The sequence below is a fragment of the Streptomyces sp. CA-106110 genome, assembly GCF_050936285.1.
GTDB lineage: Bacteria > Actinomycetota > Actinomycetes > Streptomycetales > Streptomycetaceae > Streptomyces.
The window spans coordinates 7559287-7574692 of the sequence record NZ_JBNJNB010000001.1; the positions used below are offsets into that span (position 1 = coordinate 7559287).

At 69.8% G+C, this 15406-nt stretch carries 13 protein-coding genes; 9 read left to right on the forward strand and 4 right to left on the reverse strand.

The window, feature by feature from the left end; all coding sequences use genetic code 11:
- Nucleotides 1-94 precede the first annotated feature (94 nt).
- Genes ACQEXA_RS34815 through ACQEXA_RS34830 form a run of 4 tightly spaced genes read left to right on the forward strand, consistent with a single transcriptional unit; the run spans nt 95 to nt 3678 of the window.
- Nucleotides 95-895, forward strand: coding sequence for an ABC transporter permease (locus tag ACQEXA_RS34815; RefSeq protein WP_433131981.1), 801 nt, complete (start codon nt 95-97; stop codon nt 893-895).
- Nucleotides 888-1733 carry an ABC transporter permease gene (locus ACQEXA_RS34820; protein WP_432928175.1) on the forward strand — a complete coding sequence of 282 codons (846 nt, stop codon included), beginning with the start codon at nt 888-890 and terminating at the stop codon, nt 1731-1733. The genes ACQEXA_RS34815 and ACQEXA_RS34820 overlap by 8 nt, the downstream gene beginning before the upstream one ends.
- A 41-nt stretch (nt 1734-1774) precedes the next feature.
- The gene (locus ACQEXA_RS34825) at nt 1775-2770 is read left to right on the forward strand and encodes an ABC transporter ATP-binding protein (RefSeq protein ID WP_432939199.1); all 996 of its coding nucleotides are present in this window, start codon (nt 1775-1777) and stop codon (nt 2768-2770) included.
- Between the two features lie 32 nt (nt 2771-2802).
- Nucleotides 2803-3678, forward strand: a complete 876-nt coding sequence (locus tag ACQEXA_RS34830) for a DUF1707 SHOCT-like domain-containing protein (RefSeq protein WP_432928173.1) — start codon at nt 2803-2805, stop codon at nt 3676-3678.
- A 145-nt stretch (nt 3679-3823) separates the two neighbouring features.
- Here ACQEXA_RS34830 and ACQEXA_RS34835 read toward each other — a convergent pair whose 3' ends face one another.
- Nucleotides 3824-5182 (reverse strand): SGNH/GDSL hydrolase family protein, encoded by a 1359-nt coding sequence (locus ACQEXA_RS34835; RefSeq protein WP_432928171.1) that lies wholly within the window; start codon nt 5180-5182, stop codon nt 3824-3826.
- 253 nt (nt 5183-5435) lie between these two features.
- Here ACQEXA_RS34835 and ACQEXA_RS34840 point away from each other — a divergent pair, with 253 nt between their 5' ends.
- From ACQEXA_RS34840 to ACQEXA_RS34850, 3 genes are all read left to right on the forward strand, one after another.
- Complete coding sequence (locus ACQEXA_RS34840) at nt 5436-6803, forward strand: DUF445 domain-containing protein (protein WP_432928169.1); 1368 nt, start codon at nt 5436-5438, stop codon at nt 6801-6803.
- A gap of 63 nt (nt 6804-6866) precedes the next feature.
- Nucleotides 6867-8339 (forward strand): MFS transporter, encoded by a 1473-nt coding sequence (locus ACQEXA_RS34845; protein WP_432928167.1) that lies wholly within the window; start codon nt 6867-6869, stop codon nt 8337-8339.
- 491 nt (nt 8340-8830) lie between these two features.
- On the forward strand, nt 8831-9286 hold the full coding sequence (locus tag ACQEXA_RS34850; protein ID WP_432928165.1) for a hypothetical protein: 456 nt from the start codon (nt 8831-8833) through the stop codon (nt 9284-9286).
- A 22-nt stretch (nt 9287-9308) separates the two neighbouring features.
- Here the strand turns inward: ACQEXA_RS34850 and ACQEXA_RS34855 are convergent, their stop codons facing one another.
- A complete protein-coding gene (locus ACQEXA_RS34855) occupies nt 9309-9764 on the reverse strand; it encodes a hypothetical protein (protein ID WP_432928163.1) in 456 nt (151 codons plus the stop codon).
- Nucleotides 9765-9930: 166 nt separating this feature from the next.
- Here ACQEXA_RS34855 and ACQEXA_RS34860 point away from each other — a divergent pair, with 166 nt between their 5' ends.
- The gene (locus ACQEXA_RS34860; protein ID WP_432928161.1) at nt 9931-10926 is read left to right on the forward strand and encodes a GlxA family transcriptional regulator; all 996 of its coding nucleotides are present in this window, start codon (nt 9931-9933) and stop codon (nt 10924-10926) included.
- Nucleotides 10927-10936: 10 nt separating this feature from the next.
- Here the strand turns inward: ACQEXA_RS34860 and ACQEXA_RS34865 are convergent, their stop codons facing one another.
- Nucleotides 10937-11239 (reverse strand): hypothetical protein, encoded by a 303-nt coding sequence (locus ACQEXA_RS34865; RefSeq protein ID WP_359391582.1) that lies wholly within the window; start codon nt 11237-11239, stop codon nt 10937-10939.
- Nucleotides 11240-11548: 309 nt separating this feature from the next.
- On the opposite strand from ACQEXA_RS34865, the gene ACQEXA_RS34870 reads away from it, so the two are divergent.
- Nucleotides 11549-12022: a carboxymuconolactone decarboxylase family protein gene (locus ACQEXA_RS34870; protein ID WP_359391581.1), complete on the forward strand. Its 474-nt coding sequence runs from the start codon at nt 11549-11551 to the stop codon at nt 12020-12022.
- A 160-nt stretch (nt 12023-12182) separates the two neighbouring features.
- Here ACQEXA_RS34870 and ACQEXA_RS34875 read toward each other — a convergent pair whose 3' ends face one another.
- On the reverse strand, nt 12183-15347 hold the full coding sequence (locus ACQEXA_RS34875) for a DUF3427 domain-containing protein (protein ID WP_433131983.1): 3165 nt from the start codon (nt 15345-15347) through the stop codon (nt 12183-12185).
- Nucleotides 15348-15406 lie beyond the last annotated feature (59 nt).

The following is a 15406-nucleotide window of genomic DNA, read 5'->3' on the forward strand; positions in this document are numbered from 1 at the left end:
ACGGACATGTCGGGCGTGGAAAACACGTGGTACACCACTTGTCCGCGCGCTAGGCTCCAGCGCTTCGGCCCGCCTGCGTCGAAGGAGGTTTCCCGTGGGGACAGGGCGGTTGTACGCCGCCGTCGCCGCCGGTGGTTTCCGGCGGTATGCGACCTACCGAACCGCGACCGCGGCGGGAGTCTTCACCAACACAGTCTTCGGGTTGATCTTGGCATACACCTACCTTGCCCTGTGGAACGAGCGACCCCACCTGGGTGGATACGACCAGGCGCAGGCTCTTACGTTCGTTTGGGTGAGTCAGGGGCTGCTGATGACGGTGGCCGTGTTCGGCGGCGGCTTCGAGGACGAACTGATCGAACGCATCCGAACCGGTGACATCGCCATCGACCTGTACCGGCCCGCCGACCTCCAGCTGTGGTGGCTGGCCTCGGATGCCGGGCGGGCCCTGTTCCATCTGCTAGGCCGGGGCGTGGTCCCGCTGGTGTTCGGCGCGCTGGTCTTCCCGCTGGCACTGCCGGCCCGGCCGCTGGCCTGGATCGCCTTTGTGATCGCGGTGGCGCTGGGGGTTCTGGTGAGCTTCGCGATCCGCTTCGTCGTGGCGCTGGGTGCTTTCTGGCTGCTCGACGGGGCGGGTGCCGCCCAGCTCGCCGCGCTGGTGGCGGTCTTCTGCTCGGGCCTGCTGCTGCCGCTCAACGTCTTCCCCGGCGCTCTCGGCGAGGCCGTCCGCGTGCTGCCCTGGTCCGCCCTGATGCAGGCTCCGGTGGATGTGCTCCTAGGCCGGGCGCGGCCCCTGCCCACGTACGCCTTCCAGGGTGCGTGGGCGGTCGTGCTGCTGGCCCTCGGCCGGCTGGTGCAGTCGGCCGCGACCCGGCGGGTGGTGGTCCAGGGTGGCTGACACGGCTCACGGCGGGGCGCGGGAGTACGGGCGCGTGCGGGCGGGGCTGCGCGCCTATTTCCTGATCAGCGGCATGTGGATCCGCTCCACGATGGCCTATCGCGCCTCCTTCGCCATGACCGCGTTCGGCAACTTCGCGGCGACCGCGTTCGACTTCGTCGCGATCATGCTGATGTTCTCGCGTATCGATGTGCTCGGCGGCTACCGCCTGCCCGAGGTCGCGTTCCTGTACGGCCTGTCCGCAACTGCCTTCGGTCTCGCAGACCTCGCGCTCGGTTCGATGGACCGGTTGGGGCGGCGGGTGCGCGACGGGACGCTGGACACGATCCTGGTCCGCCCGGTGCCCGTGCTCGCGCAGGTCGCTGCGGACCGTTTCGGGCTGCGCCGGATCGGCCGGATCACCCAGGGGGTGCTGGTCCTCGGGTACGCCGTCACCTCCCTGGACGTGTCCTGGACCCCGCTGAAGGTGGCGATGGTCCCGCTGTCGCTGCTGAGCGGCGCCGTGATCTTCTGCGCCGTGTTCGTGGCGGGCGCGGCCTTCCAGTTCGTCGCGCAGGACGCCTCCGAGGTGCAGAATTCGTTCACGTACGGCGGTCAGACCATGCTGCAGTACCCGCCCACCGTCTTCGCCAAGGACCTGGTGCGCGGGGTGACGTTCGTGCTGCCGCTGGCCTTCGTCAACTGGCTGCCCGCACTGTATGTGCTGGGGCGGCCCTATCCGCTCGACCTGCCGGTGTGGGTCGCCTTCGCCCCACCGCTGGTCGCGGCGGGCTGCTGTGCGGCGGCGGGGGCGGCCTGGCGGGCGGGACTGCGTTCGTACCGGAGTACGGGGAGCTGAGGGCCCAGATGGAAGGTGGCTTCGTGGTGGACGGTGGCGGCATGGACGGTGGCCTCGTGGGCGGCGGCCTCATCGAAGTCGACCGGGTCGAGAAGGTGTTCGACGTGCGCCGGAAGACCGGCTTCCTGCGCCGTGAGCGGCGGCAGGTGCGGGCCGTCGACTCGATCTCCTTCACCGTGACGCGCGGCGAGATGGTCGGGTACATCGGGCCGAACGGCGCCGGGAAGTCCACGACGATCAAGATGCTGACCGGGATCCTGACGCCGAGCGGCGGCCGGCTGCGGGTCGCCGGCATCGACCCCGCCCGGGAGCGGACGCGGCTGGCCCGGCGCATCGGGGTGGTCTTCGGCCAGCGCACCACCCTGTGGTGGGACCTGCCGCTGATCGACTCCTACCGGCTGATGCACCGTATGTACCGCATCCCGGACGGGCGTTACCGGGAGAACCTGGACCGCTGCGTCGAACTCCTCCAGCTGGGCGGCCTGTTGGACGTCCCGGTCCGGCAGCTGTCCCTGGGGCAGCGGATGCGCGGCGACATCGCGGCGGCACTGCTGCACGACCCCGAGGTGCTGTACCTCGACGAGCCGACCATCGGCCTCGACGTCGCCTCCAAGGCCAGGGTGCGCGAATTCCTGCGGGACCTGAACGCCGAGCGCGGCACGACGGTGCTGCTGACCACGCACGACCTGCAGGACATCGAGCAGTTGTGCTCACGCGTGATGGTCATCGACCACGGGCGGCTGGTCTACGACGGCGGGCTCGCCGGACTGCACGAGGTGGGCGACAGCGAGCGCACCCTGGTGGTCGACCTGGAGCGGGAGATGCCGCCGATCGAGGCACCGCCCGCGCGCGTGGTGCGGGTCGAGGGGGCGCGGCAGTGGCTGGCGTTCCCGGCGTCGGAGTCGGCTGCCCCCCTGGTGGCCCGGGTCGCCGCGGAGTACCCGCTGGTGGACCTGTCGGTGCGGGAGCCGGACATCGAGGCGGTCATCGCGAAGATGTACGCGGGGCTGGGACAGGCCGAGCGAGCGGTGTCGTAGCCCGCCGCCCGACGACCTCGTAGGCTGATCGCATGACCGACGCCGTGTCTTCCGACGGGACACCTCCCAGGCCCTCCGTCCCGGATCTCCGTGCTTCCGACGCCGACCGCGAACGTGTCGCCGAGGTCCTGCGGGACGCCCTGGCCGAGGGCCGGCTCGACATGGAGGAGTTCGAGGAGCGGCTGGAGGCGACGTACAAGGCGCGGACGTACGGGGAGCTGGCGCCGATCACCCGGGACCTGCCCGCGGCGGGCGTCACGGCTCCGCCGGTCTCGCTGGTCAAGGAGCCGGTGGGAGACGGGGATTGGGCGGGGCGGGTCGTCGGCGGCGACGGGTCGTCCACCTGGGCCGTCGCCATCATGTCCGGGTTCCAGCGCAAGGGGCGCTGGACGGTGCCGAAGCGGTTCAGCTCCTTCGTCCTCTGGGGCGGCGGTGAGATCGACCTGCGCGAGGCGCACTTCGCGGACCGCGAGGTCGAGATCAACTGCGTCGCGATCATGGGCGGGGTCAGCGTCATCGTGCCGCCGGGTGTCGAGGTGGTCGTACGCGGCATCGGGATCATGGGCGGCTTCGACCACCGCGAGGAGGGCGTGCCGGGCGAGGCGGGCGCGCCGCGCGTGATCGTCACCGGGTTCGCCTTCTGGGGCGGAGTCGGCGTCGAGCGCAAGCTGACCCGGGCCGAACGGCAGCGGCTGAAGGAGGAGCGGCGCCGGGAGAAGCTGGACCGCAAGGCCGTTCGCAGGGACCTGCACGCGTCCCACCGCGAGGCCCTGGAAGCGCATCGCGACCTGCTGCGGGATCGCCGTGACGAGCGCCGGGAGTGGCATGAGGAGCGCCGCGAGCGGCACGAGGAGCGCCGGGAGGCCCGGCGCGAGCACCGCGACCGGCGGCGGAGCGGAGAGTACTGACCGGGCGTCCCGCCTCGGACGGCACCGGCCGGGTCGGGCTGGGCCCGTACTGAGCCGGGCTCTGTCGGCGGGTGCCGCACCGCTTCGCGGTCGGCCTCCGGCCGCGGCACGCACAGCGGTCGCGGACCGGCCCCCGTCCCCGTTCTCACAGCTGCGCCGGTGCCGCCCCCTTCAGCGAGGAGAGGTCGAAGACCTCCGCCATCCGGCGGAAACCCGCGTCGCTGGGGTGGAGGTGGTCGCCCGAGTCGTAGTCGGCGCGCAGCCTGCGCGGGTCGTAGGGGTCGCGCAGCGCCCTGTCGAAGTCGACGACCTCGTCGTACACCGTGCCCGAGCGGATCTGCGCGTTGATGGCCTGCCGCACCTCCTCGCGGTCGTCCCGGTAGGCGGGGTAACCCTGGAACGGCATGAGCGTCGCGCCCACGACCCTGAGTCCGTGCGCGTGCGCCTCGCGGACTAGGGTGCGCAGCCCGGCCGTGATCCGGTCCGGGTCGGCGTGGCCGGGGTCGCGCAGGATGTCGTTCACACCGAGCTCGATGACGACCGCCTTGACGTTCGCACGGCCGAGGACGTCACGCCCGAAGCGGGCGAGGGCACTCGGGTTGTCGGCGATGGAGGCGCCCCCGCTCGATGGGAGCGGCAGGGCGGACCCGCCGGCCAGCACGCGGTTGCCGCTGATGCCCTGGTTGACCACGCTGTAGCGGGGCACCTCGGCGGAGCCGGCGGCCTCGCTCAGCCGGCGGCCGAGGAAGTCGGTCCAGCGGCGGTTGGCGCCCTCGGTGGAGGTGACGCCGTCGGTGATCGAGTCGCCGAGCGCGACGACGGTGCCGACCGATTCCTTGCTGAGCAGGTCGAGAGCGGTCAGATAGCGCCAGTACGACGTCTGTTCCCGGTAGGCGGCACCGCCGGTGTCCTGGGTGCGGTCGCCCAGGGCGGCGTACGAGATCTGCCGTGCGGTCCGGTGGAAGGTGACCGGGCCCGACGGGTCGGGGGAGTAGGTGGTCACGAGCACGTCCGAGTCGCGCGGCACGGCGATCCGGACGGCGTCGCTGACCAGCTGCCGGCCCGGCGGGATGACGACCGAGACGGCCCCGGCGAAGGTGAGCGGGCGCAGGGTGCCCGCGGCCGCCGCCGCGTCGTTGTGGGCCGCGGCGAGGGCGATCGAGGCGTGGCTGACGGTCAGCGGCCGCTGACCGTAGAGATTGGACAGCGTGATACGGGCGCTAGTACCCCCGATGCCCACGTGCACGACGTTGCGCACGGAGCGTCCCGCCATCCCGTACGTCCCGGTGCCCGGCTCGGCACCGGAGGGCGAGGCCGACCATGCGCCGACCCAGACGCCGGTGGAAGCGGGGGCGGCGGTGCCCGGCCGGCCGGGAAGGCCGTCGGTGAGCGTCCCCTGGTCACCGCCGTCGCCGGTCGTGGCGCCGATGAATATGCCGGCCGACACGGCCAGGATGAGCGTGCACAAGGCAGCGATCAGGGCATAACCGTTTCGCCTGGTCATGCTGCGAGTGTTCTCCTCGGGACGGGAGTCCGGGGCTCCGGTGTCGATCATCACCATGATGCGTCATGGCGCGGGAGGAGGCCGACGGGACCCGTGGCGGATCGTGACGGAACGGACAGGCCTTGCCCCAGTGTCCGGGTTGCCCGGCGTCCGGGGAACCCGGACGAGACCCTGAAAAGCCCCGAGACTTCTCCGTGCGGACAGACGCCGGGAACTCCCGTTCCGTTCCATGAGTCGGTCAGGAAGGGACAATGTGTACGGGGGACACGAACGGGTGGAGTGGATGGAACGCACGGAACCGGAGGAAGTGGTGGCTGAGGTGCCGCCTGCCCGCTCGGATACCGCCACGAGCCGGGCGATGACGGCTTTCAGCCCCGCCGACGAGGAGAAGCGCCGAGGTGTGCGCCGGATGAAGAGCACGGCGACCGGGCTGCTGCTCCTCGTGGCGCTCGTGTACGCCCTGGCCACCTGGGCGCGGGGCGCGGGCGCGGGCCCCTGGGCGGCCTATGTGGCCGCCGCGGCAGAGGCAGGCATGGTCGGTGCGCTGGCCGATTGGTTCGCGGTCACCGCGCTCTTCAGGCACCCGCTCGGCCTGCCCATCCCGCACACGGCGATCATCCCCAACAAGAAGGACCAGCTCGGCATCTCCCTCGGCGAGTTCGTCGGCGAGAACTTCCTCTCCCAGGAGGTCGTGCGACAGCGCCTGCACGCCGTCGGCATCGCCGCCCGGCTGGGCACATGGCTCGCCGATCCGGAACACGCGGACCGGGTGACGGCGGAGCTGGCGACGGCCCTGCGGGGAGCGCTGACGGTGCTGCGCGACTCGGACGTCCAGGCGGTGGTCGGCGAGGCCATAACGCGCCGCGCCGACGCGCAGGAGATCGCTCCGCCCCTCGGCAAGATGCTGGAGAAGGTCGTCGCGGACGGCGGCCACAAACGGGTCGTCGACCTGATCTGCGTCCGCGCCCACGACTGGCTCGTCCTGCACGACGACCAGGTCATGTCCGCAGTCCAGGGCGGCGCCCCCGGCTGGACTCCCCGGTTCGTCGACAAGAAGGTCGGCGAGCGGGTCTACAAGGAACTGCTGCGCTTCGTCACCGAGATGCGCGACTCGCCCACGCACCCCGCGCGCGGTGCCCTCGACCGGTTCCTCGCCGACTTCGCCTCCGACCTCCAGTCCGACACCGACACCCGCGCCCGCGTGGAGCGGCTCAAGGGCGATGTACTGGGCCGGGGCGAGGTCCAGGACCTGATCGCCTCCGCCTGGACGGCCGTCCGCTCCATGATCGTGTCCGCTGCCGAGGACGAGCACAGCGAGCTGCGGCAGCGCGTACGGGCCTCGCTGTTGTCGCTGGGCCAGCGCATGGCCACCGAGGAGCGGACCCAGTCCAAGGTCGACAAGTGGGTGGAGAGCGCCGCGGTGCACGTCGTGACGACGTACCGCAGGGAGATCACGTCCTTGATCACGGACACCGTCGCTGGCTGGGACGCCGTGCACACCACGCGGAAGATCGAGGCGCACATCGGCCGCGACCTGCAGTTCATCCGGATCAACGGCACGGTGGTGGGCTCGCTCGCGGGGCTGTTGATCTACATCGTGTCGCGGGCGCTCGGAGCGTAACCGTCCGCCGATCGGGCACTCGGGGTGGGTGCGGCGTCACCCGGCGTCCCCGAGGAGGCAACCATGTCCGTCACCGCGCCCCCACCCGGCACGGTCACCACCGCGATCCCCGCCCGCCTGGATCGTCTGCCCTGGTCACGCTGGCACTGGACGATCGTGATCGGGCTCGGCACGGTATGGATCCTGGACGGCCTCGAGGTCACGGTCGTCGGCAACATCGCCAGTCGTCTCTCCGAGCCCGGCAGCGGGTTGCCGATCTCCTCGAGCGCGGTCACCGGCACGGCGGCCGCGCTCTATGTGGCGGGCGCCTGTGTCGGTGCGCTGTTCTGGGGGCGCCTGACCGACCGCTACGGCCGCAAGAACCTCTTCATGATCACCCTCGCGGTCTACCTCGCGGCCACCGCCCTGACCGCGGTCTCCTTCTCGACCTGGTGGTTCTTCCTCTTCCGCTTTCTGACCGGCTTCGGCATCGGCGGCGAGTACGCGGCCATCAACTCCGCGATCGACGAGCTGATCCCGGCGCACTACCGCGGCCGCGTCGACCTGATCATCAACGGCAGCTTCTGGCTGGGCGCGATCGGCGGCTCGCTGCTGTCGATCGTCGCGCTGAACACCGACCTTCTGCCCGTGAACGTGGGCTGGCGGCTGACGTTCGCCCTCGGCGCCCTCCTCGCCCTGGTGATCCTGCTCGTGCGCCGGCACGTCCCCGAAAGCCCGCGCTGGCTGCTGATCCACGGCAGGGAGAAGGAAGCGGAACGCGTGGTGACCTCCATCGAGCGGCAGATCGAGGACGAGAAGGGCGAGCCGCTCCCGGCGCCCAAGGGCGAGATCACCATCCACCAGCGCGAGAGCATCGGCTTCGCCGAGATCGCCCGCACCGTCTTCACCGTCTACCGCAAACGCGCCGTGCTCGGCTTCTCCCTCTTCATCGGCCAGGCCTTCCTCTACAACGCCATCACCTTCGGCTTCGGCGCGATCCTCACCAAGTTCTTCCACGTCCCCACCGGCGACACCGGCTACTACTTCGCCGTCATCGCCGTCGGCAACTTCCTCGGCCCGCTGCTGCTCGGCAAACTCTTCGACACTGTCGGCCGCCGGGTGATGATCTCGTCGACGTACCTGCTCTCCGGACTGCTGCTGTTCGGCACGGCCTGGCTGTTCGACCGGGGCTCGCTGAGCGCGGGAACACTGACGGCGTGCTGGTGTGCGGTGCTCTTCTTCGCCTCGGCAGGCGCGTCCAGCGCGTATCTGACGGTCTCCGAGATCTTCCCGATGGAGACGCGGGCCATGTCGATCGCCTTCTTCTACGCCCTCGGCACCGCCGCCGGCGGCATCAGCGGACCGCTGCTGTTCGCGGACCTCACGAGCACCGGCCGGGTCGGCGACACGGTCCTCGCCTTCCAGATCGGCGCGGCCCTGATGTGCGCGGCGGGGCTGGTCGCGGCCCTGCTCGCGGTCCGGGCGGAACGACGGTCGCTGGAGGACATCGCCACGCCGCTGACGGCGACGACGGCGGGGGCGGGGGCTCGGCCGTAAGTCTTTGGGGCGGGGCGCGGGTGAGGCCGTAGACCCGGCGTCGGAGCGCGGGCTGGGCCGTAGACCTGGCGCCGGGGCTCGGCCGGCGGCCGTGGGCCCGGTGCGGTGAACGGCATGGCCGGGGGCTGCGGGTTGGCGCCGCGGCGAAGGGCGTGGGCGGGTGGCTGCTGCGTGTCCGTCGCGGCGGGGGCGCGGCCCGGGGGCTGCGGGCGTGGTCGGGTGGCGTCGGGTCTTTCGCGCCTGCGAGGCCGCCGCGGCCGCGGGGCTGTGGCGGCTCCGGGTGCGTGGCTGCTGCGTTTCCGTGGCGGCGGCGGCCTGGCCCGGGGGCTGCGGGTCGGCGCCGTGGCGACGGGCGTGGTCGGGTGGCTTCGGGTCTGTCGCGGCTCCGAGGCCGTCGCGGCCGCCGGCGCGGGGCCGTGTGCGAGGTGCCCAGGGGGATCTGAGTACCCGTACTCTGCCGACTCCGCCGCTCCGCGGAAACCCTCGTACGCATGACCGAGAAGCTGCTCTGCCCGATGCGAACGCGTCCCTGGCCCGAGCGCTGGCTGATCCGCCTGCTCGGCGCCGCCCTCGCCGCCGCGGCCTACTTGCTGTGCCTCCCGTGGGACCCGCGCAACCAGCCGGCCACACCCACGGCCACCGAGGACACGACCCCCGTCACGGGCGTCGGCGTCCTCGTCCTCACCGTGACCCTGCTGCTCCTGGCGGCCTACTTCGGCCACTGGGACCACCTGGGCTGGCCGCTGCTCCTGGTCGCAACACCGCCTGCCGTGCTGATGTACGTCTCCTTCCGCACCCACCCCGCACCGGACGCCGCGCTGTGGCCCCTGGCATGGGGCTTCTACACGCTGCTGATCGCGGCGGGCGTGTTCGTGACGACCGGAGTGGCACGCGCGCTCCGCGGGGAGTGGGCGCGGGAGGACCTGCCGCAGACAAACCCGTTGTGACACGACAGCCCCTCCGCGGCCGTCAGGCCCCCGTCGTGGACCCCGGGCGCACGATCATCAGCACGGTGACGGCGGCCCACAGAAGGTTGAAGACACCGGTGGCCATGGCGAGCCGGACCGTGGCCCGCTCACCGACCACGCCGCCCTCGACCGCCTCCAGGATGGTGCCCTGGCGGGGCAGTACCAGGGCACCGAGCACCACTGCCGCGAGCGTGGTCAGCGCGATCGACACGATCAGCCAGGTGTCGCCGAGCACGCCCATGTTCTTGGCGGTGGCGAACCCGAACACGGGGACGACGACCCCGACGAGGGCGTAGACCCGGCAGATGCGGTGCAGAAGCGCGAGGCTGTGCCGGCTTTCCGCAGGCTCGGCGAGCACCTTGCGGGCGACGGGCGGGAACATGCTCGCGGCGACGGTGACGGGCCCGACGGCGACGATCGCGGCGAGGACATGGACGGCGAGAAGGAACTTGGTCACGGGCCGACGCTACGGGCGCGAAGATCACTGACGGAAGTGGCGGAATTGCCAGTACCCAACGGATTCCCGCCATGCACCCGCGCATGGCCGCCGACCTGCGGAGATCGAGGAGTATCCATCACCCCCGCGCCTTGGCCGTGACCCGGCGCCCCCGTACGCTCTCGCCATGCACACCGTGGCCATCCTGGCGCTGGACCAGGTGATCCCCTTCGACCTCTCGGCGCCGATCGAGGTCTTCTCACGCACTCGTCTGCCGGACGGACGGCCCGCCTACCGGGTACGGATCTGCGCACCGACGGAGGAGGTGGACGCGGGCACGTTCCGGATCCGGGCGCCGTACGGGCTCGAGGCGCTGGCGGAGGCGGACACGATCGTCCTGCCGGGCACGGAGGACCCGACACGGCCGCTTCCGGAGGGCGTCAAGGAGGCCCTTTGTGCGGCCGCCGCGAACGGCACGCGCATCGCGTCGGTGTGTGCTGGCGCGTTCGTGTTCGCCGCGACCGGGCTGCTGGACGGACGGCGGGCGACGACGCACTGGGTGGCGGCGGCCCTGCTGGCCGAACGCCACCCGGAGGTGACGGTCGACCCGGACGTGCTCTACGTCGACGAGGGCCAGTTCCTCACCTCGGCGGGCGCGGCCGCGGCGCTCGACCTGTGCCTGCACATGATCCGCAAGGACCACGGCTCGGCGGTCGCGGCGGACGCGGCCCGTCTGTCGGTCATGCCGCTCGAACGCGAGGGCGGCCAGGCCCAGTTCATCGTCCACTCCCGGCCGCCGGCCCCTGCGGGGACCACTCTGGAGCCGCTGCTGCACTGGCTGGAGGAGAACGCGGACCGCGACCTGACCCTGGACGACATCGCGGCCCGCGCGGGCACGAGCGCCCGCACCCTCAACCGCCGCTTTCGCGAACAGACCGGCACGACCCCGTTGCAGTGGCTGCACCGGGCGCGGATCCGGCGTGCCCAGTACCTCCTGGAGACGACGTCGCATCCCGTCGAGCGCATCGCGACCCAGACGGGGTTCGGCTCCCCCACGGCCTTCCGCGACCGCTTCAAGCGGGTCGTCGGGACGAGTCCGTACGCGTATCGGCGGACGTTCCGGGGAGTGAGCGGGCCCGTCTCCGGGGGCGGCGGGGGAGCGGCTGCCGGAGGGCTCGGCTGACCGGGGGCGCCTAACCGCGCCGGTCGGCCACGGCCCAGGAGGCGAGGGCGACGGCTCCGGCGACCCCGAACACCGCGGGCCACGCGCCCACCTTCTTGGCCAGCGGATGCGACCCGGCGAACGCCGCGACATACGCGGCGGTCAGCGCCCCGGCCGCAGCACCGCCCGCCTGCCGCCGCCACCGCTCGGCCGACGCGGCGCCCGCCACGGCGAGCACGGCCCCGCCGAGCTGCCGCTTCTTGCTCCAGCGGGCGACCCCGTACCCGCCGACGAGACCGGTCGCGGCCACCAGGGCCGTAGGAACCTTCGCCATCGCTTGCTGCCTCCTGTGCCGGTGTGTCCGGGTCGCCGTTGCGGCTGATGACCGAGGCTAACTCCGCGCCCGGCAGGACCATGGCCTCACCCCCTGCCCGGGCGCGCCCCCGCCGGCCGCGCCATGCCGTTCGGAAGGTCGGATCGGTCAAGAGCGGTGTGACGCCTGTGTCCAGGGCCGCCCTCAACGCGCGACGAGCCCAGGGTGGGATGAGACGCAGGTCACATGCACTCGCCCGCCCGGCCGGTCACATCGTGCGGTGGTGCTCCGTCAGGGCTGTGTAACCGTCGATACGGCAAGGAGATCGCCATGGAAGCCCGTCTCAACTTCTTCACCAACCCCGTGGCAGGCAAGTTCACGAGGTACATCAACTCGGCCGGCAAGGTGATCAGCGACTCGACGCTGCCCGCGGCGACGCAGGAACTCGTGAAGATCCGGGCCAGCCAGATCAACGGCTGCGCCTTCTGCACCGACATGCACACCAAGGACGCCGTGGCCGCCGGCGAGGACCACCAGCGCCTCCACCTCGTCGCCGCCTGGCGGGAGGCCACGGTCTTCACGGACGCCGAGCGCGCCGCCCTGGAACTGGTCGAGCAGGGCACCCGCATCGCCGACGCGGCAGGCGGCGTCCCGGACGAGGTCTGGGCGAACGCCGCGAAGTACTACGACGAGGACCAACTCGCCGCGCTGGTCTCCCTCATCGCCCTGATCAACGCGTACAACCGCATGAACGTCCTCGTCCAGCAGCCGGCGGGCGCCTACCAGCCGGGACAGTTCGGCTGAGCACGACCGGCTGACCGGGGGACGGGCCCGGAGGCGGAACCCGCCGCACACAGCGGCGGCGCCCGCCTCCGGGCTCGGCGTTGATCTCCCCAGGTGCGCTTTCTGCGCGGAGAAGGAGACCGGAGATACGCCCTGGGTGAGGAGTCGGCGTCGGGGCGGTTCAGCCGGCCGCGATGGCGGAGTACGCCCAAACATCCGCCGGAATCTCGTGCTTAAGCCGCCAGGTAACGGCCATCGGCTTGCTCCCCTTGTGCTCGACGTACTGAGCGGGGCCGAGCAGCATCCACGGCTGGGCCCCTCCGATGTCGGTGTTCTTGTATCGGCGTACGAAGAGCAGGACATGGCTGCCTTCAGCGACGTGACGCTGGTAGCGGAGCCCAGTGGGGGAGGTGTTCGACGTCTGGTTCTGGGACTCCCAGTGGAAGAGGGTCTCGCTCAGGGCGTAGTCGTGGTAACGCGTCTGCGGCGAGAAGTCCTTCTCATCCTTTTCCAAGGTGATGAGCAGAGCGTCGGTCCTCATGGACTCACACCATTTCACGCCCTCACGGAAGTCACCTGGCATGAAGCCGCCGATGAACGACTGGCCGAGTGCCGGGAGGATCTCTTCGCGGCTGTATGAGGCGTGCACGGTGAGGGGGACGCCGCTGGGGTCGCCGATCCCCAGGAGAGGGATCGGGACATGTTCGGTGTGGGCGAGGTTGTACTCCAGCACTTGCCTCAACTCGCTGCGTACGGCGTGCTGATTGCGGAGTGTGGCGAAGCCTTCGTCATAGTCCGCGAAGCCTTTGCGGGTGACGCCGCCCAAGGGCCACAGCTGGAAGAACAGCATGCGCGCGTAGGCCTGTTGCTGCTTGTTGAGGGCGCTGTAGGGCGGGGCGTCGTCCTCCAGCAGTCGTGTATACGCGGCAACACGCAGCGGGTCATCGACGTGGAGGAAGGCGGACACCCGCTTGAGGAGGGCCGCTTCGCCTTCTGGAGCCTCACCCTTCAACAGACCCGCGCGCCGGAGCAGTCCGGTCCAGGAGTTGCCGTTGCCTCGGTAGAGCTCTTTGAGCTCGCGCCCGCTCTCGTATAGGTAGCGACTGAGCTTTGGTTCTGCGTAGTCGGCTACCTCGCGTGCAAGTGCCGTGACATTGACCCCGATCTGCTCCTTGATATTCGCGATGATTGTTCTCTTGGCCTTCTCCTCCAGGATGATCTGGCAACCGGAGGGGAGCTGTGGAAAGTCATGCTCGATGCTGTCCAGCAGGCGTTTACGCGTCAGGTTGGTGAGAGCCCTGAACTGGTTCTCGAAGCGAAACTCCTTGCGGTGCTGGCCGATGAAGTCCAGCACAGTCAGGACGGCCTTGTTTTCGCTGCGGCGAAGCCCGCGGCCGAGTTGCTGAAGGAACACCGTGGCGCTGGAGGTGGGACGTAGCAGCAGAAGTGTGTCCACATCCGGCACGTCGAGGCCTTCGTTAAAGAGGTCGACCGAGAAGATGACCTGGAGCGTCCCGGATGCCAGCTCGGCTAGAGCTTGCTTCCGTTCCTCGGTCGGAGTCTCGCCCGACAGGGCCACGGCGTTGAGGCCGGCGGTCCTGAAGTACTCCGCCATGAAGTGCGCGTGTGCGACGGAGACGCAGAAGCCCAGTGCACGCATCGCGCCAGGCTCCGCAACCTTGTCCTCTACCGCCTTGACGACCAGGCGTGCTCGAGCATGGTTACCGGTCAGCACATTGCTCAGAGCGCCGGCGTCGTACGCGCCCCGCTTCCATTCGACGGCACTCAGGTCGGTGGTGTCACTGATCCCGAAGTAGTGGAAAGGGCTCAGGAGGTCATTTTCCAGGGCCTCCCACAGGCGCATCTCGGCGGCGATTCGACCGTCGAAGAACTCATCCTGGACGTTCCTGCCGTCCATGCGCTCGGGCGTGGCCGTCAGGCCCAGCAGCTCCACGGGTGTGAAGTGCTCGAGGATCTTCCGATACGTGGGTGATGTGCTGTGATGGAACTCATCAATCACGATCACATCGAAGTGGTCAGGAGCGAGCCGCTCCAAGGCACGTGCGCTGAGCGACTGGACGCTCGCGAAGACGTGTGTCCATCGATCGGGGATCTCTCCACTGTGGAAGGACTCGCCGAAGTTACCGTCGACCAAAACATCTTGGTATGTGCGGAGTGACTGTTGCAGGATCTCTCTGCGATGGGCAACGAACAACAAGCGTAGGTCGTGGCCGTGTTTCTTCCGCAGCTGCTTGTAGTCAAGAGCCGCCATCACAGTCTTGCCTGTGCCGGTCGCAGCCACGAGCAGATTTTGGTTCCGGCCGTGCACTTCGCGTTCGACTTCCAGCCGCTCCAGCATGTCGCGCTGGTGCGGGTAGGGCCGTACCTCAAGGCCAGACAGGGTGATACCGCGATCCGCCGTCGCTTTGGAAGAGACGCCTCCCGCAATTGCCAATGCTTCCTGGAGCCGCTCGCCATCCGTCGCGGGATCGTAGGCCTCGAAAGATGGGTCGCTCCAGTACGCCTCGAAGGTCGCCGCGAACTTCCTCAGGACATCGGGCGTTGCTACGGAAGAGAGCCGAACGTTCCACTCCAGGCCGTCCAGTAGTGCGGCTTTGGAAAGGTTGGAACTCCCGACGTACGCCGTGTCGTAACCGCTGTCACGGTGAAACAGCCATGCCTTGGCGTGGAGCCGCGTCGACCGCGTCTCGTAGTTGACCTTCACCTCGGCGCCGAACTCTTGTACAAGCCTGTCCAACGCCCGCCGCTCGGTTGCGCCGATGTACGTGGTCGTGATGACACGTATGCGCAGGCCTCGCTCCCGGGCTGCTCTGAGGGACTGCTCGATGATCCGCAGCCCGTGCCACTTCACAAAGGCACAAAGCAGGTCGACTCGGTCGGCGGTGGCGAGTTCGGCACGCAGTTCGAAGCCGAGGCTCGGATCTTCCGGCGCGTTTGTGAGCAGCGCGGTATCGGATAGGGGAGTGGCGGGGCGGAGCGCGAAGACGCCTGGAGCCTCCTGGCGGGTCAGGGCGAAGAGCTGCCGAGGTCCGTCAGCCACCATGTCAATCCATTCCTGCGCCCCTTCGAGTGTGCTGACGGACGCGAGGATGTGATTGGCCGCGTAGACCCGCTCCTCGGATGGGAGGTTTTGCAGGACACGTTGCACGGTGCTCGAGATGTGTCGGGCTAGGACATGCGGCACCGACTCTGCCCCGACTGACTCGCTGATGGGGTGCCAGCCGACGCTGGCAAGCTCCTTCAGCTGCTGTTCGAGACGAAGGGTGATGAGCTGCTCGTACAACCCAGCAGAGGGAGCTGGTGCGTGGCTGTGGCTATGAGACATCGATGTGTTCCCCCCGGTTGAGCATGTCCTTGGACGATGCAGCCGTTGTACCAGGAGGC

What these genes read in the sequence shown, in the direction of transcription:
- ACQEXA_RS34825 (WP_432939199.1), top strand. Translation starts at nt 1,775, where the DNA reads ATGGACGGTGGCCTCGTGGGCGGCGGCCTCATCGAAGTCGACCGGGTC.
- ACQEXA_RS34830 (WP_432928173.1), top strand. Translation starts at nt 2,803, where the DNA reads ATGACCGACGCCGTGTCTTCCGACGGGACACCTCCCAGGCCCTCCGTC.
- ACQEXA_RS34835 (WP_432928171.1), bottom strand. Translation starts at nt 5,182, where the DNA reads ATGACCAGGCGAAACGGTTATGCCCTGATCGCTGCCTTGTGCACGCTC.
- ACQEXA_RS34845 (WP_432928167.1), top strand. Translation starts at nt 6,867, where the DNA reads ATGTCCGTCACCGCGCCCCCACCCGGCACGGTCACCACCGCGATCCCC.
- ACQEXA_RS34850 (WP_432928165.1), top strand. Translation starts at nt 8,831, where the DNA reads ATGACCGAGAAGCTGCTCTGCCCGATGCGAACGCGTCCCTGGCCCGAG.
- ACQEXA_RS34860 (WP_432928161.1), top strand. Translation starts at nt 9,931, where the DNA reads ATGCACACCGTGGCCATCCTGGCGCTGGACCAGGTGATCCCCTTCGAC.
- ACQEXA_RS34865 (WP_359391582.1), bottom strand. Translation starts at nt 11,239, where the DNA reads ATGGCGAAGGTTCCTACGGCCCTGGTGGCCGCGACCGGTCTCGTCGGC.
- ACQEXA_RS34870 (WP_359391581.1), top strand. Translation starts at nt 11,549, where the DNA reads ATGGAAGCCCGTCTCAACTTCTTCACCAACCCCGTGGCAGGCAAGTTC.
- ACQEXA_RS34875 (WP_433131983.1), bottom strand. Translation starts at nt 15,347, where the DNA reads ATGTCTCATAGCCACAGCCACGCACCAGCTCCCTCTGCTGGGTTGTAC.